This is a genomic window from Brevundimonas bacteroides DSM 4726, assembly GCF_000701445.1.
In the GTDB taxonomy this organism is placed as follows: domain Bacteria; phylum Pseudomonadota; class Alphaproteobacteria; order Caulobacterales; family Caulobacteraceae; genus Brevundimonas; species Brevundimonas bacteroides.
On the sequence record NZ_JNIX01000014.1, the window covers coordinates 38807 to 65281 of the forward strand.

General features: G+C 67.7%; 26 protein-coding genes. 11 read left to right on the top strand and 15 right to left on the bottom strand.

Features of this window, described 5'->3' with window-relative positions:
• Nucleotides 1–21: 21 nt before the first annotated feature.
• The 3 genes from sucC to Q333_RS0112730 all read right to left on the bottom strand — a co-directional run bounded on the left by sucC (nucleotide 22) and on the right by Q333_RS0112730 (nucleotide 5320).
• The gene (sucC, locus tag Q333_RS0112720) at nucleotides 22–1212 is read right to left on the bottom strand and encodes an ADP-forming succinate--CoA ligase subunit beta (protein WP_029417469.1); all 1191 of its coding nucleotides are present in this window, start codon (nucleotides 1210–1212) and stop codon (nucleotides 22–24) included.
• Between the two features lie 235 nt (nucleotides 1213–1447).
• Nucleotides 1448–2977 (bottom strand): spinster family MFS transporter, encoded by a 1530-nt coding sequence (locus Q333_RS0112725; protein WP_029417470.1) that lies wholly within the window; start codon nucleotides 2975–2977, stop codon nucleotides 1448–1450.
• 132 nt (nucleotides 2978–3109) lie between these two features.
• Complete coding sequence (locus tag Q333_RS0112730; RefSeq protein WP_029417471.1) at nucleotides 3110–5320, bottom strand: TonB-dependent receptor; 2211 nt, start codon at nucleotides 5318–5320, stop codon at nucleotides 3110–3112.
• Nucleotides 5321–5497: 177 nt separating this feature from the next.
• Here Q333_RS0112730 and Q333_RS0112735 point away from each other — a divergent pair, with 177 nt between their 5' ends.
• Together Q333_RS0112735 and Q333_RS17675 are read left to right on the top strand one after the other, a co-directional pair.
• Nucleotides 5498–6217, top strand: coding sequence for a TetR/AcrR family transcriptional regulator (locus tag Q333_RS0112735; RefSeq protein ID WP_029417472.1), 720 nt, complete (start codon nucleotides 5498–5500; stop codon nucleotides 6215–6217).
• A 21-nt stretch (nucleotides 6218–6238) separates the two neighbouring features.
• Nucleotides 6239–7099, top strand: coding sequence for a helix-turn-helix domain-containing protein (locus Q333_RS17675; protein ID WP_157072461.1), 861 nt, complete (start codon nucleotides 6239–6241; stop codon nucleotides 7097–7099).
• A 26-nt stretch (nucleotides 7100–7125) separates the two neighbouring features.
• On the opposite strand, the gene Q333_RS0112745 is transcribed toward Q333_RS17675, so the two are convergent.
• Nucleotides 7126–7812 carry a response regulator transcription factor gene (locus tag Q333_RS0112745; RefSeq protein ID WP_029417475.1) on the bottom strand — a complete coding sequence of 229 codons (687 nt, stop codon included), beginning with the start codon at nucleotides 7810–7812 and terminating at the stop codon, nucleotides 7126–7128.
• Nucleotides 7813–7872: 60 nt separating this feature from the next.
• A complete protein-coding gene (locus tag Q333_RS0112750; RefSeq protein ID WP_029417476.1) occupies nucleotides 7873–8595 on the bottom strand; it encodes a YggS family pyridoxal phosphate-dependent enzyme in 723 nt (240 codons plus the stop codon).
• On the opposite strand from Q333_RS0112750, the gene Q333_RS0112755 reads away from it, so the two are divergent.
• Nucleotides 8594–9241: a thiamine phosphate synthase gene (locus tag Q333_RS0112755; protein WP_035294409.1), complete on the top strand. Its 648-nt coding sequence runs from the start codon at nucleotides 8594–8596 to the stop codon at nucleotides 9239–9241. The genes Q333_RS0112750 and Q333_RS0112755 overlap by 2 nt on opposite strands.
• 4 nt (nucleotides 9242–9245) lie before the next feature.
• Here the strand turns inward: Q333_RS0112755 and Q333_RS0112760 are convergent, their stop codons facing one another.
• The gene (locus Q333_RS0112760) at nucleotides 9246–10142 is read right to left on the bottom strand and encodes an alpha/beta fold hydrolase (protein ID WP_029417478.1); all 897 of its coding nucleotides are present in this window, start codon (nucleotides 10140–10142) and stop codon (nucleotides 9246–9248) included.
• A gap of 51 nt (nucleotides 10143–10193) precedes the next feature.
• Complete coding sequence (locus Q333_RS0112765; protein WP_051651317.1) at nucleotides 10194–10745, bottom strand: D-glycero-alpha-D-manno-heptose-1,7-bisphosphate 7-phosphatase; 552 nt, start codon at nucleotides 10743–10745, stop codon at nucleotides 10194–10196.
• 131 nt (nucleotides 10746–10876) lie between these two features.
• On the opposite strand from Q333_RS0112765, the gene Q333_RS0112770 reads away from it, so the two are divergent.
• Together Q333_RS0112770 and Q333_RS0112775 are read left to right on the top strand one after the other, a co-directional pair.
• Nucleotides 10877–12037, top strand: coding sequence for a DegT/DnrJ/EryC1/StrS family aminotransferase (locus tag Q333_RS0112770; protein ID WP_029417481.1), 1161 nt, complete (start codon nucleotides 10877–10879; stop codon nucleotides 12035–12037).
• A 4-nt stretch (nucleotides 12038–12041) separates the two neighbouring features.
• The gene (locus tag Q333_RS0112775) at nucleotides 12042–12977 is read left to right on the top strand and encodes a Gfo/Idh/MocA family protein (protein WP_029417483.1); all 936 of its coding nucleotides are present in this window, start codon (nucleotides 12042–12044) and stop codon (nucleotides 12975–12977) included.
• 3 nt (nucleotides 12978–12980) lie between these two features.
• Here Q333_RS0112775 and Q333_RS0112780 read toward each other — a convergent pair whose 3' ends face one another.
• Both Q333_RS0112780 and Q333_RS0112785 read right to left on the bottom strand, forming a co-directional pair.
• Nucleotides 12981–13208, bottom strand: a complete 228-nt coding sequence (locus Q333_RS0112780; protein ID WP_029417485.1) for a hypothetical protein — start codon at nucleotides 13206–13208, stop codon at nucleotides 12981–12983.
• 44 nt (nucleotides 13209–13252) lie between these two features.
• Entirely contained in the window at nucleotides 13253–13879 is a 627-nt protein-coding gene (locus Q333_RS0112785; protein WP_029417487.1) for a glutathione S-transferase family protein, read from the bottom strand.
• A 223-nt stretch (nucleotides 13880–14102) separates the two neighbouring features.
• Here Q333_RS0112785 and Q333_RS0112790 point away from each other — a divergent pair, with 223 nt between their 5' ends.
• Nucleotides 14103–14519 carry a DUF2141 domain-containing protein gene (locus Q333_RS0112790; RefSeq protein ID WP_029417488.1) on the top strand — a complete coding sequence of 139 codons (417 nt, stop codon included), beginning with the start codon at nucleotides 14103–14105 and terminating at the stop codon, nucleotides 14517–14519.
• A gap of 23 nt (nucleotides 14520–14542) precedes the next feature.
• Nucleotides 14543–16009: a carotenoid oxygenase family protein gene (locus tag Q333_RS0112795; RefSeq protein WP_029417489.1), complete on the top strand. Its 1467-nt coding sequence runs from the start codon at nucleotides 14543–14545 to the stop codon at nucleotides 16007–16009.
• A 3-nt stretch (nucleotides 16010–16012) separates the two neighbouring features.
• Here the strand turns inward: Q333_RS0112795 and Q333_RS0112800 are convergent, their stop codons facing one another.
• Nucleotides 16013–16726, bottom strand: a complete 714-nt coding sequence (locus Q333_RS0112800) for a LytTR family DNA-binding domain-containing protein (RefSeq protein ID WP_245591547.1) — start codon at nucleotides 16724–16726, stop codon at nucleotides 16013–16015.
• Between the two features lie 125 nt (nucleotides 16727–16851).
• Here Q333_RS0112800 and Q333_RS17410 point away from each other — a divergent pair, with 125 nt between their 5' ends.
• Entirely contained in the window at nucleotides 16852–17268 is a 417-nt protein-coding gene (locus Q333_RS17410) for a DUF2141 domain-containing protein (RefSeq protein ID WP_029417491.1), read from the top strand.
• Nucleotides 17269–17273: 5 nt separating this feature from the next.
• On the opposite strand, the gene holA is transcribed toward Q333_RS17410, so the two are convergent.
• Genes holA through Q333_RS0112825 form a run of 4 tightly spaced genes read right to left on the bottom strand, consistent with a single transcriptional unit; the run spans nucleotide 17274 to nucleotide 21937 of the window.
• Nucleotides 17274–18326: a DNA polymerase III subunit delta gene (gene holA, locus Q333_RS0112810; protein WP_029417493.1), complete on the bottom strand. Its 1053-nt coding sequence runs from the start codon at nucleotides 18324–18326 to the stop codon at nucleotides 17274–17276.
• A 10-nt stretch (nucleotides 18327–18336) separates the two neighbouring features.
• Nucleotides 18337–18834 carry an LPS assembly lipoprotein LptE gene (gene lptE / locus Q333_RS0112815; RefSeq protein ID WP_029417495.1) on the bottom strand — a complete coding sequence of 166 codons (498 nt, stop codon included), beginning with the start codon at nucleotides 18832–18834 and terminating at the stop codon, nucleotides 18337–18339.
• Nucleotides 18831–21425, bottom strand: a complete 2595-nt coding sequence (leuS, locus tag Q333_RS0112820) for a leucine--tRNA ligase (protein ID WP_029417496.1) — start codon at nucleotides 21423–21425, stop codon at nucleotides 18831–18833. Before leuS ends, lptE begins: the two co-directional genes overlap by 4 nt.
• Before the next feature lie 59 nt (nucleotides 21426–21484).
• Entirely contained in the window at nucleotides 21485–21937 is a 453-nt protein-coding gene (locus Q333_RS0112825) for a DUF3576 domain-containing protein (RefSeq protein WP_029417498.1), read from the bottom strand.
• A 335-nt stretch (nucleotides 21938–22272) separates the two neighbouring features.
• Here Q333_RS0112825 and Q333_RS0112830 point away from each other — a divergent pair, with 335 nt between their 5' ends.
• Complete coding sequence (locus Q333_RS0112830) at nucleotides 22273–22668, top strand: NtrZ family periplasmic regulatory protein (RefSeq protein WP_029417499.1); 396 nt, start codon at nucleotides 22273–22275, stop codon at nucleotides 22666–22668.
• Between the two features lie 6 nt (nucleotides 22669–22674).
• Here Q333_RS0112830 and Q333_RS0112835 read toward each other — a convergent pair whose 3' ends face one another.
• Nucleotides 22675–24726, bottom strand: coding sequence for an NAD(+) synthase (locus Q333_RS0112835; protein WP_029417501.1), 2052 nt, complete (start codon nucleotides 24724–24726; stop codon nucleotides 22675–22677).
• 96 nt (nucleotides 24727–24822) lie between these two features.
• Here Q333_RS0112835 and ftsY point away from each other — a divergent pair, with 96 nt between their 5' ends.
• Both ftsY and Q333_RS0112845 read left to right on the top strand, forming a co-directional pair.
• Nucleotides 24823–25776 carry a signal recognition particle-docking protein FtsY gene (gene ftsY, locus Q333_RS0112840; RefSeq protein ID WP_029417502.1) on the top strand — a complete coding sequence of 318 codons (954 nt, stop codon included), beginning with the start codon at nucleotides 24823–24825 and terminating at the stop codon, nucleotides 25774–25776.
• 2 nt (nucleotides 25777–25778) lie between these two features.
• On the top strand, nucleotides 25779–26465 hold the full coding sequence (locus Q333_RS0112845) for an inner membrane-spanning protein YciB (protein ID WP_342667399.1): 687 nt from the start codon (nucleotides 25779–25781) through the stop codon (nucleotides 26463–26465).
• Nucleotides 26466–26475: the final 10 nt, after the last annotated feature.

Consider the following 26475-nt stretch of genomic DNA (forward strand, 5'->3'; position numbering starts at 1 on the left):
GTGGCGGGCCCCAAAAGAGGCTCAGCCGACCGCCGCGACGATCTTCTGGGCGGCGTCGTCGAGGTCGTCGGCGGCCGTGATGGCCAGGCCGCTCTCGTTCAGGATCTTCTTGCCCAGCTCGACATTGGTGCCCTCCAGGCGAACGACCAGCGGCACCTTCAGGCCCACTTCCTTCACAGCCGCGACCACGCCCTCGGCGATCACGTCGCACTTCATGATGCCGCCGAAGATGTTGACCAGGATGCCCTGGACGGCCGGGTCGGCGGTGATGATCTTGAAAGCCGCCGCGACCTTTTCCTTGGAGGCGCCGCCGCCGACGTCGCAGAAGTTGGCCGGTTCCTTGCCGTACAGCTTGATGATGTCCATCGTTGCCATGGCCAGGCCCGCGCCGTTCACCATGCAGCCGATGTTGCCGTCGAGGGCGACGTAGGCGAGGTCCCATTCCGAGGCCTCGATCTCCTTGGCGTCCTCTTCCGTTTCGTCCCGCAGCGCCTTGATGTCCTCGTGGCGGAACAGGGCATTGCCGTCGAAGCTGACCTTGGCGTCAAGCACCCGCAGGCGGCCGTTGGTCATGACGATCAACGGATTGACCTCCAACAGGCTCATGTCGGTCTCGACGAAGGCCTTGTAGAGGATCGGGAATAGGGTCTTGCCGTCCTCGGCCGCCTCGCCCGACAGCTCATAGGCGGCGTTCAGAAGCTCGATGTCGGCCGGGGTCACGCCGGCTTCCGGGTCGATGGCGATGGTGTGGATCTTCTCGGGCGTGTCGTGGGCGACGGCCTCGATGTCCATGCCGCCCTCGGTCGAGACCACGAAGGCCACGCGACCGACCGAACGGTCCACCAGCAGCGAGCAGTAGAGTTCGCGCGCGATGTCGGCGCCGTCCTCGATGTAAAGGCGGTTGACTTGCTTGCCCGCGTCGCCGGTTTGCGCGGTCACCAGGGTGTTGCCCAGCATCTCCTTCGCATGGGCGACGACCTCCTCGATCGTCCGGGCCAGGCGCACGCCGCCCTTGGCGTCGGGGCCCAGTTCCTTGAACTTGCCCTTGCCCCGGCCGCCCGCGTGGATCTGGGACTTCACCACATAGAGCGGTCCGGGCAGTTGCCGCGCGGCGGCCTCGGCCTGGTCCACCGAAGTGATCGCGACGCCCTCGGCGACCGGCGCGCCAAAGCCCTTCAGGACCTGCTTGCCCTGGTATTCGTGGATGTTCATGGAGGACCGCCGGGAGCTTGGGAGGAGAAGTTGCCGCGCTTATAGGCGGCGCGCCTTCGCACGCGCAACCGGGCGGACGGGATTCCCGGCCCTCGTGGCAGATGCGTCCGATGACCCGCTATGGGCGGGCGGCCAGGACAGGCGGCTTCTGCATCATTCGCGCCCCGATCTGCATAGTCAGGCTAACCGAACTCACCGTTCGCAGCGGCGCTCGAATAGCCGAAATCGCTTCTGACTATTCCACCCAGTCGCGTTTCAGCGTCCGCGACGCCCCGATCAGCAGCAGGGCGGCGAGCACATAGAAGCCCATGCCGGTGTAGATGGCCCAGCGCAGGCTCTCATCCCCGAACCGCGGAGCCAGCAGGTCGCTCATCCAGCCGAAGTAATAGAAGCCGACCGCAATCCCGAGCAGGTTGTTGAACAGCAGGAAGATGGCCGAGGCCGTGGAGCGCATGGGGGCCGGCGCGATGTGCTGGATGGCGGCCGTGATCGGCCCCAGCCAGGCCAGGTTCAGGCCGGTCGGGATGATGAAGATCAGGAACGCCAGCGTCAGCTGCGCCGCCTGCGACCCGCCGCCAGGCAGGACGAGGCCGATGATCCAGGGCGAGTTCATCGCGGCGATGAACAGCGGCGCCGAAATCAGGAAGGCGATCGCCGGGGTCAGTGGATAGGCGCCCTTGCCACGCTTGGCCAGCTTGTCGGCGATCAGGCCACCGCCCCAGATGCCGAGGATGCCGCCGATCAGGGCGATACCGGAATAGTACCAGCTGGTCTGGGCCAGGGTCAGGTCGAAGCTGCGCATGAAGAACAGCGGCAACCAGCCGGCGACGCCGTAGCCGCACACCGACGACGACGCGGCGCCCAGGGCCAGCAGCCAGAAGCTCGGCTTGGGCAAGACCACCGAAGCCGTGGCTCGCGCGATCCAGAAGGAGACCCCGATCACGAGCGCCAGCAGCCCGCCAAAAGCGAGCACCAGCGCGTTGCCGATGGCCACGCCGCCAAAGTGGTTCAGGGCAGCGAGCGTCAGCGAGCCAACACCGAGGCCGAGCATGATCCCTGACGCGAGCCGGCCCACGCCGTCCGGGCCTTTGGGAGCAGCGGCCACCACCGCGGCGGTGACAGCGGCGGGCTCGGCAACCTTGGGCACATCCGTGCCGCCGCGCTTCGGGTCCCTGACCGTCAGGCGCAGGATGGGAGCGACCAGAAGGCCCAGCAAACCCACCACGATGAAGGCGGTGCGCCAGCCATAGCTGGCCGCCAGAAGGCCGCCGACCAGCGTCCCGGCCGCCGTGCCCAGCGGGATCCCAAAGGCGAAGCCTGCCAGCGCTCGGGCCCGCTGTTCCGGCGGGAAGTAGTCTGCGACCAACGAATAGGCGGGGGCGACGCCGCCGGCCTCGCCGACGCCGACGCCCATGCGGAACAGGAACAGTTGGGTGAAGTTCTGGGCCATGCCACACAGGGCGGTGAACCCCGACCAGACCGCGAGCGCGCCGGTCATGATCCATACGCGGCTGGCCCGGTCCGCCAGCGCCGCCAGCGGAATGGCGAGCGTAGAATAAACCGAGGCGAAGGCGATGCCGCCCAGCAGGCCGAACTGGCTGTCGGACAGATTGAACTCTTCCTTCAGCGGCCCAGCCAGGATGCCGATGATCTGCCGGTCCAGGAAATTCAGCATGTAGACGAGGATCAGGATCGCCAGGACGTAGAAGCGATAGCCGGGACGAACCGGGGCCTCAGCTGTCTGCGAAGATGCCGTTTCCGTCATGGGTTTCCTCGATCGTCGTCCTTGGCCTCTGACGGGCCGGTTCGACAGGACGGTAGCGGGTGCGCCGAGGTCCTGCCAAGAAAAAGGGCGGCGGCTCTCTCGAACCGCCGCCCCCTTGTCGCTCCAGCGTGATCAGTACCGGACGGTCAGCGACGCCGAGACCGTGCGCGGCGGGCCGTAGAAGGCCGAGATCGAGTTGTTGAAGGTCGCGCCCGCGAAGTTGTAGCCGCCGATGCGATACTCCTCGTCGGTCAGGTTCTTGCCGAACACGCCGATCTGATAATGGCCGCTCGGCGAGGTCCAAACCGCCGACAGATCGACCAGGGTGTAGGCGTCCTGATCCAGGATCGGATCCGGCGCGTCGAACAGGCTGAAGTCGCCGCGATACGCCAGCGACGGCGTGATCGCCAGCTCGCCGCCCGCCAGGTCGCCGGTCCAGGTCACGCCCCAGTAAGCCGTCCATTCCGGGGAGTTCTGCGGCGTGCGCGTGTTGGAGATGTCGACCGGCGTGCCCGTCACCAGGGTGATGAACTCGTCGAACTCATTCTTCAGATAGCCGACGGCGAAGTTGGACGTGAGGTTGTCGGTCAGGAAGGCCGTGCCCTCGAACTCGAAGCCGTAGATCGTGGCCTGACCGACGTTGTCGACGACCGAGGCGATGCCGGTAGCGGGCGGCGTGGCCACCTGCTGGGTCGTGATCTGCAGGTCCTCATAGTCCGAATAGAAGACGGCCGAAGCGAACGACAGACGGCGATCAAACGCCGTGCCCTTCAGGCCCAGCTCATAGGCCGTAACCGTCTCGGGGTCGTAGCCACTGACCGTCTGGGGCACGAGGGCCGCGTCACCACGCATATCCCAGCCGCCGGACTTGAAGCCCTGGCTGACCGAGGCATAGCCGGTCAGTTCCTCGGTGAAGTCATACGAGATACTGGCACGCGGCGTGAACTGCTCGAAGCTGTCCGAAGCCGTGTAGCTGGTGCGGGTGGCGAAGACCGGGCGAGCAGCGCCGCCTGTCAGGGGGGAGCGGGCAGCGCCCAGATAGAACAGGCGTTGCACACCGGCGTCCTTGTCATCGCGGGTATAGCGGCCGCCCAACGAGGCGTGCAGCCGGTCCGACAGGTCGAAGCTGACGTCGGCATAGGCCGAGAAGGACTCGGTGTTGACGTAACCCGCGGCAGCGATGGCCAGCCCGAGGTTGCCGGCGATGGTGTCAAACACACCCGAGCTCTCACCGTCGAGGTAGTAGAGGCCCGCGACGCCCGACCAACGCTCGCCCTCGAAGATCGCCTGGAGCTCCTGGGTGAACTGGTCGTCCGCATAGATGGCAGGGACGTCAAGGAAGGGCTGCGGCGTCTGGTCGAAGTCGATGACCGTGGCCGTGTCGCCGCTCCGCCAGGCCGAGATCGACTTCAGGGTCAGCATGTCGTTGACGACATACTCGGCCGTGATCGAGGTGCCCTGGGTGACGACTTCCTGATTGCCCTGGATGCCGGCGTTGGTGTCGTAGACATTGGCCGGAGGGGTGAAACCGCCGGTCGTGGAGTTGACCTCGCGGTGGCCGTGACGCGGGTTGGAGTCGTCCTCGACGCGGTCGAAGGCCAAGCGGACGAACAGGTTGTCGGTCGGCGTCCATTCCGCGCTGGCGCGATAGGCGGTGACGTTCTTGTCGTACTGGTCCTCGCCCGTGAACAGGTTGGTGCCGTAGCCGTCGCGATCGTACTTGGCGAAGGCACCGCCGATCGAGAATTGATCGGTGAAGGGCAGGTCAGCCGCGACGACGATGTCGCGTTGATTGAAGCTTCCCAAGGTGCCGCGCGCCATGAAGTTGGGTTCACTGCCCAGGCGACGGGTCACATACTTGATCGCTCCGCCGATGGTGTTGCGACCATAGAGCGTGCCCTGCGGCCCACGAAGGACCTCGATCCGCTCAACGTCAAAAATGTCCAGCACCGCGCCCTGCGGACGGGCGACGTAAACGTCGTCGATGTAGAGGCCGACGCCCGGCTCAAACCCCCACAGCGGATCCTGCTGGCCTATGCCGCGGATGAAGCTGATCAGGGTCGAGTTGGAGCCCCTCGCGACCTGAACGGTGGCGTTCGGCGTCTGTTGCTGAAGCGTGGTGATGTCGACCGCGCCCGTCTGTTCCAGCCGCTCCGACGACAGGGCCGAGACGGCGATCGGCACGTCCTTCAGCTGCTCGTCACGACGGCGCGCGGTGACGACGATCTCGTCCAGCGCGGTAGCCTGCTCCTCGCCCGGCGCGGCGTCCTGGGCCATCGCCATGGACGAGGCGGCGCTCCAGGCGGCCCCGGCCAGCAGTACGCTCTTCATGATCCTGTTCATGCAATACCCCTTCCGTGATGTGTTTCCAGCAGACGCTTTTATTCAGCGTTCAGTGATTTTCGCGGAACCTGACGGCGTTTGGCCCCGGTGTCAAACCGGATGGACAGCGCACGCCCTTGAGCGCGATGCGCTGTGGCGCCGTTGCACCGAGCTGTTTCGGAGGACTAGCTTCGCTCGATGACCAAGCTGGACACCCGCTCGCCCGAGCCCGCCGCCCCGACCCGGCGCGGACGACCGCCAAAGATCAAAGCCGAGGCCGCCGGGGACACGCGCGGATTGATCCTGGACGCTGCCGAGGACCTATTCTCCAAGCACGGCTTCTATGGCGTGACGATCCGCGAGGTGGCCCGCGAGGCGGGTGTGGATACGGCCCTCGTCCACTACTACTTCGGAGCCAAGCGCGGCCTGTTCGACGCGGTCTTCCTACGCCGCGCTGAGGTTTGGAATAACGAGCGGGTCGAGGCGATCAATCGCTACGCCTCGGCGAACGTGGGGGCCATGACGCTGGAGGGCCTGCTCCGGGCCTTTCTGGAGCCGCCGTTCCAGTGGTCGCTGAAGGGAGGGCCGGGCTGGAAACACTATTCGGCCCTGGTCGCCCAGACCAACGCCAACCCGACCTTCGGCGGCGAGACGATGGCCCGCTACTTCGATCCGGCGATCCGGCGGCTAATCGAGCTGGTGAAAGTTGTCCTTCCCGACGCACGGGAGGTGGACCTCTATTGGGCCTATCACAACCTGTCGGGTGCGCTGACCCTGACACTCGGCGAGACCGGGCGACTGGATCGGTTGTCTGGTGGACTGTGCCGTTCAGGCGACCTGGAAACGGCGTGTGACTATATGGTCCGCTTCGCTGCAGCGGGTTTCCGCGCCGTCTGCCCAACGTCGCCACCCTTGTGACAGTTAACGGCGCATGCGACGGTGGCGCCAACGATCAAGGGTGCACAGCGTCCGGCCATGGTTGCGAGCTCAGAGGAGGTTATTGCTGTTCTTTCTGGCTTGTCGGAGCTCGACAAGGCCATCCTCCGGTGCGCGGCAGTCGGGCTGACATCCAAGGAAATCTCGCCGCTGGTTGGTCGATCGCACCACACGATCGATGATCGACTGAAGACCACGGCGCGCCGGCTGGGCTCACGCGACAGGCATCACGCCGGGCGGATGCTGCTGCTTCATGAAAGCGGCCTTGACCCCCTCAATGGTTGGGTCCCCCAATCGCCGGTGATCGCCTTTGCGGCGAAATCGTCGATCGTCGTCTCCTCGCCGAGAGGGACGAATGACAACTCAATCTACCCCAGCCACAACATCGACATCGGCCCCGCAGGTGTGGAGACGTGTCTCGCCTCCGCTCAGTCCAGCATCCCCGCGTTTGCCTCGGCTCACCCCGGAACAGGTTCAAACGCTGGTGTTCGAACAACGGGAATTCGAGCGGCGGTTCCCGCCGTTGAGACGGCGCGACGACGACATACTGATAGTGAGTTGGTCCGAGATACAGCGGCAGTATCTGGACCTGTGCGCCCCTTGGGATCGCCCGGACCAGGCCATTATGGTCGAGGTGGCCCAACAGACCTCGGCTTACGAATCGGCGGAGAAGACGCTTCGAGCGCTGTTTGTTCTCAACAATATGCGGACGTCCATCGATACTCCAACGACCCGCCGCCGCACTGGGATCGCGAACATCACGCTCTGAAGGCGGTCAGACTGATGTCGCATCTGCTGGTCTCCAGCCTTGCGTGCGGCGCGCTGATCTTGCTTGTCATCACTTGTTTCGAAGCAGCGACCTGAACAGCCGTGATCCGGCAGTCCATGGTTCACGGCTGGAGCCGGTAGCCACCTGAGTCCGTCAACAACAGGCGGGCCAGCCCGGGTTCGGGCTCGACCTTCTGGCGCAGGCGGTAGATGTGGGTTTCCAGTGTGTGGGTGGTTACGCCCGCGTTGTAACCCCAGACTTCCGTCAACAATTCCTCGCGTGATACAGGTTTTGCGCCTGCGCGATAGAGATATTTGAGGATGCTCGTTTCCTTCTCCGTCAGCCGCACCTTCTTGCCCTTGGCATCCATTAGCACCTTGGCGGCGGGGCGGAATTCGTAGGGTCCAATCTGGAAAACGGCGTCCTCGGACTGCTCGTGGCTGCGCAGGTGGGCGCGGATGCGGGCGAGCAGCACGGCGAAGCGGAAGGGCTTGGTGACGTAGTCGTTGGCCCCGCTGTCCAGTCCCAGCACGGTGTCGGCGTCGGAATCCTGGGCCGTCAGCATGATGATCGGGGTGGACACACCATCCTTGCGCAGCAAACGACAAGCCTCGCGCCCGTCCATGTCGGGCAGGTCGACATCCAGCAGGATCAGGTCGGCGCGGATTTCGCGGCCGAGACGCACGCCCTCGGTAGCCGTCGCGGCTTGAACCGTTCGGAACTCCTCGTGCAGCGCAAGCTGCTCCGCGAGCGCCTCGCGCAGGTCGTCGTCGTCGTCGATGATCAGGAGAGTCTTGGCTGTGGGCATGGGCCTAACATGGCGAGGCTTGTCGTCTCCGCCAAGGCGAAGGTCGAAAGCGTTTTGGAATCAGGCGTTAGAGAATGCCAATGAAGGGTTTCGTTCCCCGAACAGCGCCGTCCCCAACCGCACATAGGTCGCGCCCAAGCGAATCGCGGCCTCATAGTCGCCGCTCATGCCCATCGACAGGACCGGCAGGCCGTTGCGGGCCGCGATCCGTGCCAGCAGAGCGAAATGCAGAATCGGCTCCTCGTCGGCAGGCGGAATGGCCATGAGGCCCTCGACGTTAAGCCCCGCCGCCCGCGCTGCGGCGATCAAGGCGTCGGCGTCGCGCGGGGCCACGCCCGCCTTCTGCGGCTCCTCGCCGGTGTTGACCTGGACCAACACACGGGGTCGACGGCCTGTCTTGTCCTGAGCGGCGGCGAGAGCCCCGACCAGCTTCTCGCGGTCCAGGGTCTCGATGACGTCGAACAGGGCGACGGCGTCCTCGGCCTTGTTGGACTGCAGCGGCCCGATCAGACGCAGCTCCAGATCGGGCAGGCTGAGGCGCCGGTCGGTCCAGCGCGCTTGAGCCTCCTGCACCCGGTTCTCACCGAAGACGCGCAGACCCGCGGCCAGCGCCGTATCGATGGCGTCCGGCGGCTGCGTCTTCGAGACGGCGGTCAGGGTGACGGAGCCCGGATCGCGCCCGACCGTACGGGCGGCGGCGTCCATGCGCATGCGAATGCCGGCCAGACGCGCGGACAGGCTCTGGCTGGACGGCGGCGCGGAAGCGGGGGATGAGGCGGCCATGGAGGATGCGTCGCGTTCGGAAGGGGCCCGCCTGTGGGCCGGAGCCCAGGCTCTAGCGCGCGCCCGGCTGGCTGTCAGGGGGGGCGAACCGTCGCGCGTGCCGCCGCTGCTGTTCCTGACCGATCCCGAGAGGACGCCCCGTCCCTGGGAGATCGCGGCGCGCATGCCGCCGGGCTCGGGCGTCATCCATCGCGGCTTCGGTCGGGCGGAGGCTTTGGAGGAGGCGCGGCGTCTGCGCGCCGTTACGCATGAGCGGGGCATGACGCTGCTGATCGGGCTGGACGCCGATCTGGCCGATGCGGCGCAGGCCGATGGGCTGCACTTGCCCGAACGCAGCCTGGGCGCCGCCTATGCCCTATCCGGGAAGCGGCCAGGTTGGCTTCTGACCGGGGCGGCGCATTCGGTGGAGGCGGCGCTGGCCGCGACAGACCTGCACGCCGTCCTGCTGTCTCCGATCTTCCCGGCGGGAGGAGCCTCGGCCGGAAAGCTCGCGCTGGGCCTGGACACCCTGAGTGCTGCTGCCGGCGGTCCGACGCCGGTCATCGCCCTCGGGGGCGTGACGACAGCAAACGTCGGGGCGTTGATCGAAACCGGCTGCGCCGGCGTGGCGTCGGTCGGCGGCGTCGTCGATGCCTTCGGTCGCTAGCGGCTCAAGGCAGGTCGCGCAGGAACTCGAAGATCTCGGACTTGGCTTCCGGTTCGTCCAGCATCGGCGCATGGCCCACGCCGGGAACCTCGACGTAGCGCATCGAAGGTGCCGCCTTTTGCATGCGGGCCGCGATCTCGGCGCTCAGGAGATCGGAGGTCTCACCCCGGATCAGAAGGGTCGGACGCTTCCTCGCCAACCGCCGGAAGTAGGGCCACAGGTTCGGGACCAGCGCCTTGGCCCCCGCCGCCTTGATCGGCACGGCGATATCCGGATCGTAGTCGAGGACAGGCGTCCCTTCCGTCCCTTCGCGGAACACGCGCCGGGCGAAGGCGTCCCAATCGGCGTCGGTGTAATGGGGAAAGGCCACGGCGTTGATCTCGCGGACATAGGCCGCCGCCGCCGCCCAGGTCGGCGTGTCTACCGGCTTGCCGGAATAGGCCGCGATGCGCGCCAGACCCGCCTTGTCCACCTCCGGCCCGATGTCGTTCAGGATGGCAGCGGCCACCACGCGGCTCCTCAGCGCCGTCACCGCCATGGTGATCAGCCCGCCCATGGAGGTGCCCAGGAACACGGCTCGCGCGATCCCCGCCGCGTCCAGCAGCTCCAGCACGTCCCGGGCGTAGACCGGCGGCTGATAGGTCATGGGATCGGTCGCCCGATCGGACTTGCCCCGCCCGCGCACATCGACCGCCAGGACACGGCGGCCGCTGCGGGCGATCAACCCGGCGATGTGCTCGAAATCGGCGGAGTTGCGCGTCAGCCCGTGGATGGCGACGACCGGCAGCCGCACTGGCCCGTCACCGCCGCCGTAGTCGCGCGCATACAGGCTGAGGCCGTCCGAGGAGGTCCAACGGCGTTCGGCATAGGGTTGCGGCTCTGACACGTCACGCTCCGTCATGGACGCCCCCGCATCCGCCGACAGACTATTTCATCGTCGGAAGAATTGCGATCAGGCGCCGATCAGGTCGCGCACGAAGGCGTCGAGATTTCCCGTCTCGAACAGGAAGCCCGGAATGCCCGCGCGTCGCGCCGCCTCCAGATCGCTCTGACGGTCGCCGATCAGGTAGGAACGCGACAGGTCGATTCCGTGATCGGCGGCTGCGCGAAGAATCATGCCGGGGTTGGGCTTCCGGTCCGGGTGGTCCGGGTGGCGGTATCGCTCGTCCTCGGCGTCTGCGTGGAACGGGCAGGCGTAGACGGCGCCGATCCGCGCCCCCTTGGCCGCCAGCCGCCGCACCAGCAGGTCATTGAAACGGTGCATCTGGTCTTCGCTGAACATCCCGCGCGCCACGCCCGACTGGTTGGTGACGATGACGACGAGGTAGCCCAGCGCGTTCAGCCGCCGCACGGCCTCCGGCGCGCCGGGGATCAGGACCAGGTGCTCCTCCAGATGCGGATAGCCGCTGTCCTCGATCAGGACGCCGTCGCGATCCAGAAAGACGGCAGGCGTGGTGGACTGGGCGGGCGACACGGGGAACTCCGGATGCGGGGTCGTCTGCATACGGTCGACCGTTGCAAGGCGCAACGCGATGTGAGCCCCTGCGGTTTGGCTTTGGCGGCCGCTTCGCGCTAGAGGCGACCCACCCCACGGACGGGCGCGGACAGCGCCGTCGCGACAGAGGCATTCCGCACATGAGCATCGCCTTCATCGACCTGCAGGCCCAGCGACGCCGCCTGAACGGCAGGATCGAAGCCGCCGTCATGGCCGCCGTCGAGAGCGGGGCCTACGTGATGGGGCCCCAGGTACGCGAGTTCGAAACCATGCTGGCCGAGTTTGGTCAGGCGAAGCACGCCCTGTCCTGCGCCAACGGCACCGAGGCCCTGGTCCTGCCGCTGATGGCCTGGGGCATCCGGCCGGGCGATGCGGTCTTCGTGCCCAGCTTCACCTTCTGCGCCACCGCCGAGGTCGTGCCGTGGCTCGGGGCGACGCCGGTCTTCGTCGACATCGACGACCGCACCTACAACATGGACCCCGCCCATCTGGAGGCCGCTATCGAGGCGACCATCGCCGAAGGACGGCTGAAGCCCAAGGTCGTGATTGCCGTCGACCTGTTCGGCCAGCCCGCCGACTATCCGGCCATCCGGGCCATCTGCGACAAGCACGGCCTGAAGCTGATCTCGGACTCGGCGCAGGGCTTCGGCTGCACCCTCGACGGATCTCACCCCCTGAAATGGGCCGACGTCACCACCGCCAGCTTCTTCCCGGCCAAGCCGCTGGGTTGCTACGGCGACGGCGGGGCGGTGCTGACGGACGACGACGATCTGGCTCAGGAGATCGACTCCTACCGTGTGCACGGCAAGGCGGTGGCCAAGGATCTGGCGGACCGCACCTTCGACCACGATCCCAAGTATCTGAACATGCGCGTCGGCATGAACAGCCGCCTCGACACCGTCCAGGCCGCTGTCCTGATCGAGAAGCTCAAGGTCTTCGATGAGGAGATCGAATGGCGCAACCGCATCGCGGCCCGCTACAATGAGATGCTCACCCCTCACGTCACGGCCGTGCCGTTCGTGCCTGCGGGCAATGTCTCTAACTGGGCCCAGTACACGATCGAACACGCAAACCGCGACGGCCTCGCCGCCCACCTGAAGGCCGAAGGCGTGCCGAGCGCCGTCTACTATCCGATCCCGTGCCACCTCCAGCCGGCCTACCAGCATCATCCGCGCGGGCCCGGCGGCCTGCCCGTGACCGAGGCGAAGAAGGAGGTTGTCATCAGCCTGCCGATGCACTCCGACCTCGACGAGGCGACTCAGGACCGGATCGTCGCCGCCGTCGCCTCGTTCAAGGGTTGATCCGATGAGCCCGCAATCGAACCCCCTCAAGGTCGGCGTGGCCGGCGTCGGCGTCATGGGCCGCAATCACGCCCGCGTGCTGGCCGACATCCGCGACTTCGATCTGACCGCCATCTTCGACATGGACGCCGTCACCGCCGAGGGCGTGGCCGAGGTCTATGAGGCGAAAGCCTACACCTCGGCCGCCGATTTCGTCGCCGCCGGGCTCGACGCCGCGGTGGTGTCGACGCCGAACCGCACCCATGCCGACCTGACCGTCGCCCTGCTCGAAAAGGGCGTCCACGTCCTGGTCGAGAAGCCCATCGCCGCGACCGTCGCCGACGCCCGGCGCATGATCGACGCCGCCGAGGCCAACGGCCGGGTGCTGATGGTCGGTCAGGTCGAGCGCTTCAATCCGGCGGTCGAGGCGGTCAAGCGCGCCATCGCCGGCGAGGACGTCATCTCCATCCAGATCACCCGCGTCGGCCCCTTCCCGCCGCGCATGGGCGAGGTCGGCGTGGTCATCGACCTGGCGGTGCATGACATCGACATCATCCGCCATCTGACCGATGCCGAGGTGGCGGAGGTCCAACCGCAGCTGGCCCGCACCCGCGCGGAGCGCGAGGATACGGCGCTTCTCCAGTTCCGCATGGAAAACGGGGTGATCGCCCACATCACCACCAACTGGGTCACGCCCTACAAGACCCGCACCCTCCAGGTCGCCACCCAGAACAAGTTCGTCGTCGCTGACCTCATGACCCGCCAGGTCACCGAATACTTCGGCCAGCAGCCGGACGGCAGCTATTCGACGCGCGGCGTCCACTCCTGGCCCAACGAGCCCCTGAAGAAGGAGCTGGAAGCCTTTGCCCACGCCATTCGCACCGGCGAGGCCCCGGCCGTGACCGGCGAGGATGGGCTGCGCAATCTGGAAGTCGCGCTGCGCTGCCTCGGCGAGGGCTGATCGTCAGTTCAGCCGCGTCGCCCCTGTGATCCGGCAAGCATACTCCGTTTCCGGCCGGCCCGTCGTCGCCCCTGTCGGGGTCAGGATGCCGCCGCGCTCGCGACAGTCGGCGGTGAGGCGGTCCAGGTCGGCGCGATAGCTATTGGGCGGCGCATCGGCGGACGGTGTGGCGCAGGCGGCCAGGGTCGTGAGGGCGGCAAGCGCCAGCGAGTTAAGGATCGATCGGGTCATCGGTTAGCTCCAGTGAAGGCCAAGCGTTCGCGCGCGCCTCAGGTTCACGTCCGAGCGGGAATCAGGGCGTCGTCGAGTTCGCGCGCCCTCTGAGCCGCCGGACGTCCCATGATGCGCCCGGCATAGGCCCTGAAGCTCTCGCGCTCGGGCAGGGTCTTGAACTGCAGGCCCCAGCCGATCTGGGACCCGACGTACACGTCCGCCGCGCTGAACCGCTCGCCGAGAATGTAGGGTCCGGTCTCGACCGCCGTCTCCAGCGCATCGACCATCTGTTCGTAGTTGCCGTAGCCGACCATGCCCTGGCGTTCGGGCGGCGCCTGCCAGCCCATCGACCGGGCAGTGACAGCCGAATCGACCGGACCGGCAGCGAAGAACATCCACCGCAAATAGGTCCCTCGCGCCGCATCGTCCAAGGCCGGAGCCAGACCGGCCTGAGGAAAAGCGTCGGCCAGGTAGGCGCAGATGGCCGCGCATTCCGTCACCGTCACGCCGCGATGGCGAATGGCGGGCACCTTGCCCATCGGATTGATGGCCAGATAGTCCGCGCCCTTCATCGTCGTGCCGTAGTCCATCACCTCGGTGCGATAGGGCTGTCCCAGCTCCTCCAGCATCCAGCGCACGATCCGGCCCCGCGACATGGGGTTGGTGTAGAAGACAATCTCTTCGGACATCGACGGGCCTCCTCGTTCGCGGCGGACGATGCGCTCGGGCGGTCCGGCCCGCAAGCGGCGCGCGACGCCTGTTCATTCACGTTTCGCGGATGGCCGACCGCCGCCGTTCACGAAATCCGCGCGGCCGTTTCCGCAAGTCCGATAGCGACGCCGCAGGGGCCAGACCAGGGTCGGGACATCGGAGGCCGGTCGCCGGTCGCCTTCGCGCAAATGGAGCTCTGAAATGATCCGCACTGCCGCCTTGATCGCCGCCCTCAGCCTGACCGCCGCGCCCGCGCTGGCGCAATCCGCAGGCACCCTGACCGTCACCTTCGAAACCGGCGCCGACACCGGCGCGGTGATGTTCGGCCTCTATGACGCCGCGACCTATGACGGCGGCCAGCCGATCCGGGGCGCGCGCCTAGACGTCGCCGCCGGACAGCGCACCGCCACCTTCGACGGCTTGGTCGCCGGTGAATACGCCATCAGGGCGTTTCACGACGTCAATGGCGACGGCCAGATGAACCGCAACCCCTTCGGCATGCCGACCGAGCCCTTCGCCTTCTCGAATAATGCGGTCGGCAACATGGGTCCGGCGAGCTGGGATCGAGCCCGGTTCGTGGTCGAAGGCGCGACCGTTCAGATGATCAGCATCCGCTAGGCCGACGAAAAGAGGGCATCGCCATGAAAGCCTCCCGCCGCCACTTCCTGATGAGCGCCGCCGCCCTGTCGGCCGTCGTCGCCACGCCCGAAACCGTCTGGGCCGCCATGGCCCAGGACGCCGCCGCGCCATGGGCTTTGGCCACCGCCGATCTGGAGGGCGATGTCGCGCCACGGGCCATGCGGCTGGTCCGGGGTCGGGCTCCCGCCGGTCTTTCGGGGACCTTGTTTCGCAACGGGCCGGGCAAGTTCCGTCGGCCGGGCGGATCGGCCACCCACTGGTTCGACGGCGACGGCCTGATGCGGTCGTTCCGGATCGAGGACGGTCAGGTCACGCTCGCCGCCCGCTTCGCCGACACGCCCAAGCGTCGCACGGAGACGGAGCTTGAAGCCGTGGTCACGCCCGGCTTCGGCACGGTCGGGGACGCTCGCGCCCGCATCGGCTCCAACGACGACGCCAACGCCGCCAACACCGCGGTCATGGTGACGGGCGACAAGGTCTGGGCCCTGTGGGAGGGTGGTTCGCCGCTGCAGATGGACGCCGCCACCCTGGCCACCGAGCGGTTCGTGACCCTGCGCGACGACCTGAAGGGCATGCCGTTCCAGGCCCATCCGCGCCGCGCCCCGGACGGCACGGTGTGGAACGTCGGGACCAACGCGGATCAGGCCGTGGTCTGGCATCTGAACGCCGACGGATCGCTGATCTCGGCGGGCCTCGTCCCATTGCCCCGCGCCAGCTACCTGCATGACTTCACGGCCACGGAGCGGTCGTTGATCTTCGTGCTCCAGCCCTGGGTCTTCGCCCAGCGCCGCATGCCGTTCTCGACGCAGTTCGCGTGGCGGCCCGAGCTTGGGACTCAGGTGCTGGTCGTCGACAAGGCCGATCTCACGCGGACACGACTGTTCGAGTTGCCGACGTTCAGCTTCTTCCACCTCGGCGACGGCTGGGAGGAGGCGGACGGCACGATCCGCTTCGACGTGGCGGCCAATCGCGACGCCTCCTTCGCCATCGAGGGCGCGCGCGTTCTGGTTGCCCAGACCGGGACCGTGCCCGGCGAGCCGAGTGTGCTGAAGCTGGTTACCCTGCACGCCGACGGCCAGGCGGAGATGACGTCGTCAGGGATCACCGCCGAGTTCCCCAAGGGCGATCCACGACGCCCCTGCTCGCGCCGTGATCTGACCGTCCATGTGCATGGCGAGCGCGGGGATCGGCCCCTGCCGAACGGTCTGGGGATCCAGAACTGGGCGACCGGCGTCAACCGGGCCTTCCTGTTCGACGACACCCAGATCATGGAGGAGGCGGTGTTCGTACCCAAGCCCGGCCGCTCGGACGAGAGCGATGCCTGGCTGGTCGCGCCCTCGATCAACCTGGCCGAAGGCGTGACGGAGTTGCACGTCTTCGATGTCGCGGCGGTTGAGGATGGACCGGTCGCGACCTGGCGGGCGGACGTTGCGCTCCCGGCCGGATTCCACGGCGCGTGGAAGGGCTGATGTTCAATACCAGCCGGCGTCGCGCAGGGCCCTGGCGTAGCGCCGGCTGACGGGCGCGGAAATCCCACCGTCCAGCGTGAGGGTGGCGCGGCCGTCACCCCGGGCCACGTCGCGCACAGCGCCCCGGGCGACCCACCAACTGCGATGGGTCTGCGCCCCCTCCAGGCCTTCGAGCTCATTCAGCGCGTCCGACATCCGCATCAGGATCAGGTCCGATCCCCGGTCGGTGTGGATCCGGAGATAGTGATCCTCGGCCTGGACGGCCCGGATCGCAGCCCCGCGCAGGCGAGGCGGCAGCCGTTCCGGAAAACGGGCCGGGGCCGCGCCGGCGACCGCCGCATGGGTCTGGACCGGCTGGGCCTTGCCGAGGAAGACGTTGATCGCGCTGACGCTGGCGGTGACGATGAAGACAGGCCCCAGCATCAGCGGCAGCGTAGCCAGCGGATAGACCTTGCCCTCAAACACCAACCCGGTCACGAACCAGACCAGGATCACCACTGGCCCTGTGACCGACGCGGTCAGAGCCGCGACCGCCAGCCATGGCCGCTCGTCCATGTCGATCCAGCGCCCGACCAGCCGCGAGCAGGCCTCGCCCCAGGCAGCTCCGACCAGCATCACCGGGACCCAGTAGGCGAGGCGCATCCATAGGGTGGTGTTCGACATTCCGAACGCCCCGGTCAGGGCCAGAACGACCCCGGCGGCCATCGCCACAGCCATGCCGCGCACAATCCGTGTGGAGGCCGGTCGCCGGACAGAGGAAGGTGACAGGGCGGTCATGACTGGACGGCGGATCTCGACTGGTGTTTCGGTGCTCGCGGGGCGATGCACGAAAGAGCGTTTCGATGAAACTGGCAATCGCGGCCGCGAGCCTGGGCCTGCTGACGGCGAACGGCGCGTCCGCCGCCGACCTGACCTTGACACTGCGCACCCAAGGCTCTGGCGGGACGATTGCGGTCGCCGTCTACGCCAATGCTGCAGATTTCCGCGCCAGCAGGAACCCCATCGCGACCCGCGTCGTGCCGGCACCGGGCGGGGCGACCTCGGTCACCATTCCGGACTTGGCACCCGGACGCTATGCGGTGGGCGCCTTTCACGACGCAGACCGAAATGGCGAGCTGACCCTCTGGCCCGTAGGCCTGCCGCGCGAGGCCTACGGCTTTTCCCGGAACGCCCGAGGCCGTTTCGGTCCTCCGGCCTTTGAGGCCGCCGCTTTCGACCTGCCCCCTGAAGGGACCCGCCAGGCGATCACCCTTCGCTAGGGCGGTTACAGACCCAACCGCCGCGCCCGGGCCGCGATCTCCAGCAGCAACCGCTCGGCGATCAGGTGCTCGGGCATGCCGGTGGTCTTGGTCATCAGGTCTGCAGTGTTGACGCTGTCCTGAAGCGCGTCGAGCCGGTCCAAGCTCCAGGCGCGGGCCTGACGGAGCATCTCCGCCTCCTGCTTCCAGAAGACACCGGCCGCTTTCGCCGCCTCCTTGGCGCCTGCGCCCGAGCCTTGCAGGACATTGATCCGGCGCAGCTTTCCAAGATGGATGGAAGCCGACCGCACAGCCATGACGGCGCTCTCGCCTTCGGCCAGGGCGCGTCGCAATCCCCCTTGAGCCGGTCCCGGCCGCCCGCCGAAGGCCTGGAGGGCGGCGTCGGACAGGGAGGCGTCGGCCTCGACACCCAGGTGAGCCTCCAGCTCCTCGACATCGATCGTGCGGCCAGAGCCAGGGCCGACATAGAGAGCCAGGCGCTCTATCTCCTGTCGCATCAGGCCCCGTTCCTTGGGCAGGCGGGCAACGAAGACGGCGAGGGCGTCCGACGTCAGGCCCACCTTGTCGGCAGCCAGCGCCTCGCGCGTCATGCGGGCGATGTCGCCGGCCTCGTCCTCATAGCAGGCGATGCCGACGGTGGCCTTGCCGGCCTCGGCGGCCTTGCGGAGCGCCGAGTCGCGGCCGAGCGGCCCGGCCTCGACCACCAGCATGGCGTCGGGGTTGTAGCCACCCTCGCCGTGGGTCTTCAGCGCGGCGGCCACGGCCTTGTCGACCGAAGCCTTCTCGGAACCCAGCCGCACGCGAACAAGTCGGCGCCCGCCGATCATGGACAAGGCCGTCAGGGCCTCCTCCAGCCGGGTCTCGTCGGCGTCGATGTCCGAGTCCGTCAGGACGGTGACGTTGAAGGGGTCGTTCAGGTCCGGCGTGATGGCCCTGCACAGGATCTCGGCGCGCTCGGCGACGCCGGACCGGTCCTTGCCGTGAATGACGGCGGCGCGGACGCCCGCGTCGGGCTTCGACAGGAAGCGATCGACCTCTGGCCGCTTCGCCAAAATCATGAGAGCGGCATCACTCCGAAAGCACCCGCAGCAGGTCGAGCCGGATCAGGCGGGCCAGTTCGGCGGCGGCGCGGTCCTCGCCGTCCTGCTGGGCGGCGATGGAGGCGTAGGGCTGGTCGGCCGAGGCGTAGGTCGTCGTCACGGTCTGGACGCCGGTGATCGGCACGCCGCCCGACGTCGGGGTCAGCGTCCAGGCCGCGCGGACGGTCAGCTCATAGCGGGTGGCGGTGTCGTCGATGCGGCGGCCCAGCGGTCGCCGGTTCTGCTCCACCGCCGTCTCCAGCCGATAAAGCGGCGCGGCCGACCGATCCCACGCCAGAGCGTCCTCCAGCTGCTCGCGCAGCCGATATCCCAGCCGGTCATCCTGCGTCGACACGGCGATGCGCCGGATCGGCGACCCCTGCGACGTCTCTGCATACATCGGCGTGAACCCGCACCCCGCCAGCAGCAGGGCGATGGACGTGAGGCCAACCGCGAGGGTCAGCGCCGGGGCGCGCCCGTCCCTCATGCGGCGACCAGGTTGATGATGCGGTCGGGCACGACGATGACCTTGCGGATGGATTGGCCGTTGGCTTCCAGATACGCCTTCACCGCCGGATTGGCGAGCGCCTCGGCCTCGACGGCGGTGGTGTCGGCGCCGCGCGGCATGGAGATCTCGGCGCGCCGCTTGCCGTTGATCTGGATGGGCAGGACGACCTCGTCGTCGGCCGCGAGCGCCGGATCGTAGGTCGGCCAGGGCGCGTCCAGCACCATGCCGATCTCGCCCAGACGCGCCCAGCATTCCTCGGCGAGGTGCGGGGTGAAGGGGGCGATGAGGCGGGCCAGCGCCGACAGGGCCTCGCGCTTGGCAGCGCCGCCCGCGCCTTCGTGATCGCGCACGGTGGCGACGAAGGCGTAGAGCTTGGCGATGGCGGAGTTGAAGCGGAAGCCCTCGACCCCGTCCGACACGGCCTTGATGGCCTTGTGAGTCTCGCGGATCAGCGCCGCGTCCTGATCGGTCGCGGGGCTGTCGGGATCGAAGCCGTCGAACAGGGCCCAGACGCGCTGGACAAAGCGGCTGGCGCCCTCGACGCCGCCGGGCGTCCACTGGACGTCGCGCTCGGGCGGGCTGTCGGACAGGACGAACAGGCGGCCGGCGTCGACGCCGTGGCTTTCCAGGATTTCGGCCGGGGCGACGACGTTCTTCTTGGACTTCGACATCTTCTCGATGTCGCCGATGACCAGGAGCTCGCCGGTCGAGCGCTGGCGAGCGCTGCGTTCGCCGCCCTCGTTGCTCAGTTCGACGTCCGTGGGCTCGACCCAGGCGCCGTCGGCCCGGCGGTAGGTCTCGTGAACCACCATCCCTTGGGTGAACAGGCCCGCGAACGGCTCCTTCACAGACAGCATGCCGGCGTCGGACAGAGCGCGGGTGATGAAGCGGGCGTACAGCAGGTGCAGCACCGCGTGCTCGACCCCGCCGATGTATTGATCCACCGCCAGCCAGCGGTCCGCGGCGGCTTTGCTGATCGGGTCGGCCACGGTCGGGTCGGCGAAGCGGGCGAAGTACCAGCTGGAATCGACGAAGGTGTCGAGCGTATCGGTCTCGCGCGTCGCGTCCGCGCCGCACGACGGGCACTTGACGTGCTTCCAGGTCGGGTGCCGATCCAGGGGATTGCCCGGCACATCGAAGGTGACGTCGTCTGGCAGAACGACGGGCAACTGATCGCCCGGAACCTCAACCACGCCGCACGATGGGCAGTGGATGACGGGGATGGGGCAGCCCCAGTAGCGCTGGCGGCTGACACCCCAGTCGCGCAGGCGATAGATGGTCGCGCCCTTGCCGTGGCCCGAGGCCTCCAGCCGGCGGATCGCCTCAGCCTTGGCCTCCTCGACGCTCAGGCCGTCCAGAAAACCGGAGTTGAAAATGCGGCCGGGGCCGACATAGGCCTCGGCGTCGATCTCGACGGTCTCGGCGCCGTCTGGGCGAACGACGGGGAGCACGGGCAGGCCGTACTTGCGTGCGAAGTCCAGGTCGCGCTGGTCGTGCCCGGGGCAGCCGAAGATGGCGCCCGAGCCATAGGTCGACAGCACGAAGTTGGCCGCCCAGACGGGCACGGTACGCTCGGGATCGAAGGGGTGGCGCACGCGCACGCCGAGATCCACGCCCAGCTTCTCAGCCTTTTCGATGTCGGCTTCCGACGTGCCGATCTGGGCGCAGGTCTTGATGAAGTCGGCCACGTCGGGCCGGTGCTCGGCGATGGCCCTGGTCAGGGGGTGGTCGGCGGACAGGGCCAGGAAGCTGGCCCCGAACAGGGTGTCGGGGCGGGTGGTGTAGACCTCGATCGGATCGTGGGCGTGGCTGGGTTCCCCGTCGCCCGATGCGGGCAAGAAATCCGGAGCCTCGGCGATGTCCCACCACAGGGTCGCGCCCCTGGACTTGCCGATCCAGTTCTCCTGCATCAGGCGAACCTTGTCAGGCCAGCGGTCGAGCGTGGACAGACCCTCGATCAGGTCATCGGCGTAGTCTGTGATGCGCAGGAACCACTGGTTCAGTTTGCGCTTCTCGACGAGGGCTCCCGAGCGCCAGCCGCGGCCGTCGATGACCTGTTCGTTGGCCAGCACGGTGTTGTCGACCGGGTCCCAGTTGACGACCCCGTCCTTGCGATAGACTAGGCCGCGCCGGTACAGCTCCAGGAACCAGGCCTGCTGCTTGCCGTAGTAGTCGGGATCGCAGGTGGCGAACTCGCGCGACCAGTCCAGCGACAGGCCTAGCAGCTTCAGCTGCTCGCGCATGTTGGCGATGTTGTCGTAGGTCCAGCCCTTGGGGTGGATGCCCCTTTCCATCGCCGCGTTCTCGGCCGGCATGCCGAAGGCGTCCCAGCCCATCGGGTGCAGCACATCGAACCCCTGGGCTCGCTTGTGACGCGCCACCACGTCGCCCATCACATAGTTGCGGGCGTGCCCCATATGGATGTTCCCCGACGGATAGGGAAACATTTCAAGGACATAGTACTTGGGCCGGCCGGTATCGCGGGTGACGAAGGCGTCGGCGGCCGCCCAGCGGGCCTGCTGGCGCGGTTCGGCGGTCTTGGGGTCGTAGCGGGTCGGAGAGGCGGACACGGGATTCCTTCAGGCGGCTCCTAGCGGAGAACCGAAGGAGGCGGTCTAGTTAGCGGTGTTCAGCCCGCGTTGGCGAGGTTCAGCTGGCGCGCGCGGGTCAGGATGGCGTTTTCCAGATCGGCTTCCGTCTGGGCGGCCACCGGAGCGGCGGTCCAGCCGCCCGAGGCGTCGCGGACTTCCTTCGTGACCGTGACGTTCAGCGCATCGGCGCGAAGACGGGTGTCGAGAATGAAGACGGTCGCCTTGAACCGCTCGTTCGGCGTCTGGGGATTGACGTACCAGTCGTAGTTCACGACCCCGCCCCACGGATCAGCCGTCAGCAGGGGCATGAAGCTGAGGGTGTCTAGCGTGGCGCGCCACAGATAGCCGTTCACGCCGATGCCGGTCTGAACGTCCGCGCGCTGGGCCTCGCGGCTCCCGCCGAACAGTCCGCCGCCGCAGCCGGCGAGCGCCAGGCCGGAAGTCATCAGGACCGCGGCCACAACGACCGTCTTGCCGCGAACGAAGCTCATTGAGGCACGTCTCCAACCGATATGAGGCGCATCCACGGGCCGGTCAGGGCGCGCGCGGCGAAGCGAGGCTCTATAACACGGTGAAAAGGGGCGATGACAAGGCAAAGACGGTTGCGTCGGCGCACGGTCGTTTCCCCTGACGGCCGAACGCCGTTCAGCCGCATTCCCGTGACGCTTGCGCCACAGCCCGAGAGCAAGAGTCGAAGGAACCTCGCCGTTTGTGGAGGTTTCATTGACCCGGCGGACAACCGATGTCTAATCGAAGCGTCCACAGGCGAAAACGCCGGTTTCGGACACGAGGAACCGGCCGAAAGCGTCGGCTCGAAGGGTAGGACATGCGGCTGTCGGTCGTCATCGCCGGGGTTGTCGGGCTCGCCGCCTTCGTCGGCGTGAGCCATGACGCGTCGGCGCAGAGCCGCTCGCGCGCGCCCGCCGTGACCCTGGCTGAGGCCTCCAACGCCCAGCGCGCCGCCCCGACACCCGCGCCTCGTCGCAGCCTGCGCTGGAACGAGAACGGCCGCTGGGGCCTGGACTTCAACCTGAACCAGCCCGTTGGTCGTGACGCCCAGTGGGGCGATGTGGAAGCTGGGGCCTATTACCGGCTGTCGCCGCGCCTGCGCGTTGGTGCCGCGGCGGGTCTGGCGTCCCCGGAGCAGGATCCGGCCCGCGCGCCCGAGACCGACCGCCGGGCCCAGCCCCGCGTCCGTCTGGAATCCATCTTCCGCTTCTGAGCCGTCTCAGGCGTCCGGGACGTTCGCGTCCAGCTCGCAAAGCCACGCGTTCGCCGTGCCGTCCGACGGCGCGCGCCAGTCGCCGCGCGGCGAAAGCGATCCACCCGTCACCACCTTGGGGCCGTTCGGCAGGGCGGAGCGCTTGAACTGGCTGGTCTGGAAGAACCGGATCAGGAACTTCCTCAGCCAGCTCTTGATGATCGGGAGGTCGTAAGCGACCCGGTCCGTCTCCGGATGATGCGCGGGCCAGCCGCCCCGGCTCGCGTCGCCCCAGGCCTGATGCGCCAGCCAGGCGACCTTGGACGGTGCCATCCCGTAGCGGGTGATATGGAACAGGAAGAAGTCGTTCAGGGCGTACGGACCGACGGTCCCTTCCGTGGACTGGAGTTCGCCGTCCGCGCCGGGCGGGACAAGCTCGGGAGAGATTTCAGTGTCCAGAATGGCGTTGAGCGTCGCCGCCGCGCCCGCCATCTCCGGCCGGGCCGCCACCCAGCGGATCAAGTGCCGGATGAGGGTCTTCGCCACCCCTGCGTTGACGTTGTAGTGGCTCATGTGGTCGCCGACGCCATAGGTCGCCCAGCCCAGGGCCAGCTCCGACAGGTCGCCGGTTCCGATTACGAAGGCCCGGTTTTGATTGGCCAGGCGGAATAGATAGTCCGTCCTCAGACCCGCCTGGACGTTTTCGAAGGTGATGTCGTGGACCGGCTTTCCGTCGGCGAACGCGTGGCCGATGTCTTTCAGCATTCGTTCCGCCGCCGGGCGGATGTCGATTTCGGCGCCGGTCACACCCAGCGCCGTCATCAGGGCCCAGGCGTTGGATTTCGTGCCCTCGGATGTAGCGAACCCCGGCATGGTGAAGCCCAGGATGTTCGTCCGGGGCAGGCCCAGCCTGTCAAAGGCGGCGCAGGCGACCAGCAGGGCCTGGGTCGAATCCAGCCCGCCGGAGACCCCGATGACGATCCGGTCGCTGTTCGTGGCCTTCATGCGCCGCATCAGGCCCTGGACCTGGATGTTGAAGGCCTCGAAGCAATCCTGATCCAGCCGAGCCGGATCATCCGGTACGAAGGGGAAACGGTCCAGCGGACGGATCAGGGACATCGCGGTCGCCGTTTCTCGCACCCGAAAATCCAGCCGAACGAAGCCCTCATCGTCCAGCTCGCGGCGGGCACAGTCGGCGAAGGTGCCGGTTCGCATCCGCTCTAGACCGATGCGATCGACGTCGACGTCGGCGATGGTCAGGTGGTTCTCTAGCGAGAACCGCTCGCCGGTGGCGAGCTTCGCGCCCAGCTCGTGGATCGTCGCCTGGCCGTCCCAGGCCAGGTCGGTGGTGGATTCGCCCCAGCCCGACGCGGCGAACACATAGGCCGCCATGGCCCGCGCCGACTGGCTGGCGCACAGCATGGCCCGTTCCTCGGCCTTACCGATGACGATGTTGGAGGCCGACAGGTTGCAGAGGATGCGCGCGCCGGCCAGCGCCTGTCGTGTCGAGGGCGGCAGCGGCGACCAGAAGTCCTCGCAGATCTCGAGCCCGACGACGAAACCCGGGTGGTCGTCGGCCTGGAACAGCAGCCGCGTGCCGATCCAGCTATCGGTCCCGGCGATCCGAAGCGTCTCGGCGCCGATGTCGTCGCCGGGCGAGAACCAGCGCTTCTCGTAATACTCCCGATAATTCGGCAGATAGGTCTTGGGCACGGCCCCGACGATATCGCCGCCGGCCAGCAAGACCGCGCAGTTCAGCAGGCGATCGCCATGCCGGATCGGGGCGCCGATCACGGCCGCCAGCCCGGCCTCGCCCGCGGCCTTGGCGAGCACCGGCAGCTGGGCCTCCACGGCCTCGAGCAGGGCCGACTGCAGGTGCAGATCGTCGATGGCGTAGGCCGACAGGCTCAGTTCGGGAAACACCAGCAGCTCGACCCCGGCCTCGCCCGCCTTGCGGATCAGGGCCAGATGCTCGCGCGCATTGGCCGCCGGATCGGCGACGTGGACCACCGGCGTGGCGGCGGCGACCCGCACGAAACCGTGGGTTCGGGGAGCGTGGAAGGGATGGGGCTCGGCCAAGGCGTGGTCCTGAGAGTTTTGCTCATATAGAGCCTAAGTCTGGCGTACGCCACGATAGACCGTGACCTGTCGCCCGGCGACCGCTAAAGCCGTCGCATGACCGACGCGCCCAAGAAGGGCTGGTTCCAGCGCCTCAGCGCGGGACTGGCCCGGTCCAGCCAGCAGATGACCGAGACGGTCGTCTCCGCCTTCGTCAAGGAGCCGCTGAGCGAAGAGGCGCTCGATCGGCTGGAAGAGCATCTGCTGGAAAGCGACCTCGGCCCGGCCGCGACGGACCGGATCGTCGAACGCTTCCGCCAGCTGCGCTTCGGCAAGGTCTCCGACGAGCGCGAGGTCAAGGAGGCGCTGGCCGAGGCCGTCGCCGCCGAGCTTCTGCCGCGCCAGGCGAGTTTCGATCCGCTGGGGCCCGAGGGCGTCGGCAGCGGGATCAAGCCGTTCGTGGTGCTGTTCGTCGGCGTCAACGGCTCGGGTAAGACCACGACGCTCGGCAAGATCGCCGCCGATCTGGCCCGACAGGGGGCCAAGGTGATGATCGTGGCCGGCGACACCTTCCGCGCCGCCGCCCGCGAGCAGCTGAAGGTCTGGGCCGACCGGGCCGGCGCCCACTTCGAGAGCCGCCGAGACGGCGCCGACGCGGCCGGCCTGGCGTTCGACGCCTATGCCAAGGCGAAGGCCGAGGGCTTTGACGTCGTCCTGATCGACACGGCCGGGCGGCTGCAAAACAAGACCGCCCTGATGGACGAGCTGTTGAAGATCGTGCGGGTGCTGAAGAAAGCCGATCCGGACGCTCCGCATGAGACCCTGTTGGTGCTGGACGCCACGGTGGGCCGCAATGCGCTGGCCCAGGAACAGATTTTCGGTCGTGCCGCGTTCGTCTCGGGCCTGGTCATGACCAAGCTGGATGGCACCGCGCGCGGCGGAGTGCTTGTGCCCGTCGCCCAGGCGTCGGACGCCCCAATCAAGCTGATCGGGGTGGGCGAAGGGATCGATGACCTGCAACCCTTCGACGCCCGGGCGTTTTCGCGATCGCTCGTCGGGCTGGAGGACTGATCGTGGCCGAACCCGAGACCGCCCCCCGAGAAGGCCCGTCGACCTGGATTCGCTCCGTGGTCGACTTCGGGGCCATCGCCGCCTTCGCCCTGGCGTTTCTGATCCTCCGTCTGCGTGGCCTGTCGGGCGACGAAGCGCTGGTGCAAGCGACGTGGGCCCTCGTGGCGGGTGCCGCCGTGGCCGTAGCGGTGGGGCTATTCGTCGAGAGACGTCTGGCGCTGATGCCGCTGCTGGTTGGCGGCTTCGCTCTGGTGTTCGGCGTGCTGACGCTCGTCTTCAACGACGATCTGTTCGTGAAGTTGAAGGTGACGGTGCTGAACGGGTCGCTCGCTGTCGCGCTTCTGGGCGGAGTTCTGCTGGGCAAGCAGCCGCTGAAGGCGCTGCTCGGAACGGTCATTCCGGTCAATGATCGAGCCTGGCGCATCCTGACGATCCGCTACGGCTTCTTCTTCCTGGCGGTCGCGCTCGTGAACGAAGCGGTCCGGTCGGAGGCGCTCGTGGCCTGGGCCGCGCCGAGGCTGGGGCTGACCGGCATCGATCCGGCCGACGTCTGGGTCAGCTTCCGGGGCGTGCTGTGGATCGCATCGTCCGTCTTCGGCCTGGCCCAAGTGCCTCTCATCATGAAGAACCTGGTCGGCGAGGGGCCGGTCGATCCCTCCGCGCCGGCTCGACCCGACACCGCGCCCTGAGTCCCGACGG

Excerpts from the sequence above, each read along its gene's own strand:
- Q333_RS0112755 (WP_035294409.1), top strand. The coding sequence starts at position 8,594 with ATGGAGGATGCGTCGCGTTCGGAAGGGGCCCGCCTGTGGGCCGGAGCC.
- Q333_RS0112800 (WP_245591547.1), bottom strand. The coding sequence starts at position 16,726 with ATGGCTGTGGCGATGGCCGCCGGGGTCGTTCTGGCCCTGACCGGGGCG.
- Q333_RS0112790 (WP_029417488.1), top strand. The coding sequence starts at position 14,103 with ATGATCCGCACTGCCGCCTTGATCGCCGCCCTCAGCCTGACCGCCGCG.
- lptE (WP_029417495.1), bottom strand. The coding sequence starts at position 18,834 with ATGAGGGACGGGCGCGCCCCGGCGCTGACCCTCGCGGTTGGCCTCACG.
- Q333_RS17410 (WP_029417491.1), top strand. The coding sequence starts at position 16,852 with ATGAAACTGGCAATCGCGGCCGCGAGCCTGGGCCTGCTGACGGCGAAC.
- Q333_RS0112745 (WP_029417475.1), bottom strand. The coding sequence starts at position 7,812 with ATGCCCACAGCCAAGACTCTCCTGATCATCGACGACGACGACGACCTG.
- Q333_RS0112770 (WP_029417481.1), top strand. The coding sequence starts at position 10,877 with ATGAGCATCGCCTTCATCGACCTGCAGGCCCAGCGACGCCGCCTGAAC.
- holA (WP_029417493.1), bottom strand. The coding sequence starts at position 18,326 with ATGATTTTGGCGAAGCGGCCAGAGGTCGATCGCTTCCTGTCGAAGCCC.
- sucC (WP_029417469.1), bottom strand. The coding sequence starts at position 1,212 with ATGAACATCCACGAATACCAGGGCAAGCAGGTCCTGAAGGGCTTTGGC.
- Q333_RS0112825 (WP_029417498.1), bottom strand. The coding sequence starts at position 21,937 with ATGAGCTTCGTTCGCGGCAAGACGGTCGTTGTGGCCGCGGTCCTGATG.
- Q333_RS0112725 (WP_029417470.1), bottom strand. The coding sequence starts at position 2,977 with ATGACGGAAACGGCATCTTCGCAGACAGCTGAGGCCCCGGTTCGTCCC.
- Q333_RS0112760 (WP_029417478.1), bottom strand. The coding sequence starts at position 10,142 with ATGACGGAGCGTGACGTGTCAGAGCCGCAACCCTATGCCGAACGCCGT.
- Q333_RS0112735 (WP_029417472.1), top strand. The coding sequence starts at position 5,498 with ATGACCAAGCTGGACACCCGCTCGCCCGAGCCCGCCGCCCCGACCCGG.
- Q333_RS0112780 (WP_029417485.1), bottom strand. The coding sequence starts at position 13,208 with ATGACCCGATCGATCCTTAACTCGCTGGCGCTTGCCGCCCTCACGACC.
- Q333_RS0112795 (WP_029417489.1), top strand. The coding sequence starts at position 14,543 with ATGAAAGCCTCCCGCCGCCACTTCCTGATGAGCGCCGCCGCCCTGTCG.
- Q333_RS0112830 (WP_029417499.1), top strand. The coding sequence starts at position 22,273 with ATGCGGCTGTCGGTCGTCATCGCCGGGGTTGTCGGGCTCGCCGCCTTC.
- Q333_RS0112765 (WP_051651317.1), bottom strand. The coding sequence starts at position 10,745 with ATGCAGACGACCCCGCATCCGGAGTTCCCCGTGTCGCCCGCCCAGTCC.
- Q333_RS0112785 (WP_029417487.1), bottom strand. The coding sequence starts at position 13,879 with ATGTCCGAAGAGATTGTCTTCTACACCAACCCCATGTCGCGGGGCCGG.
- Q333_RS0112750 (WP_029417476.1), bottom strand. The coding sequence starts at position 8,595 with ATGGCCGCCTCATCCCCCGCTTCCGCGCCGCCGTCCAGCCAGAGCCTG.
- ftsY (WP_029417502.1), top strand. The coding sequence starts at position 24,823 with ATGACCGACGCGCCCAAGAAGGGCTGGTTCCAGCGCCTCAGCGCGGGA.
- Q333_RS0112730 (WP_029417471.1), bottom strand. The coding sequence starts at position 5,320 with ATGAACAGGATCATGAAGAGCGTACTGCTGGCCGGGGCCGCCTGGAGC.
- Q333_RS0112775 (WP_029417483.1), top strand. The coding sequence starts at position 12,042 with ATGAGCCCGCAATCGAACCCCCTCAAGGTCGGCGTGGCCGGCGTCGGC.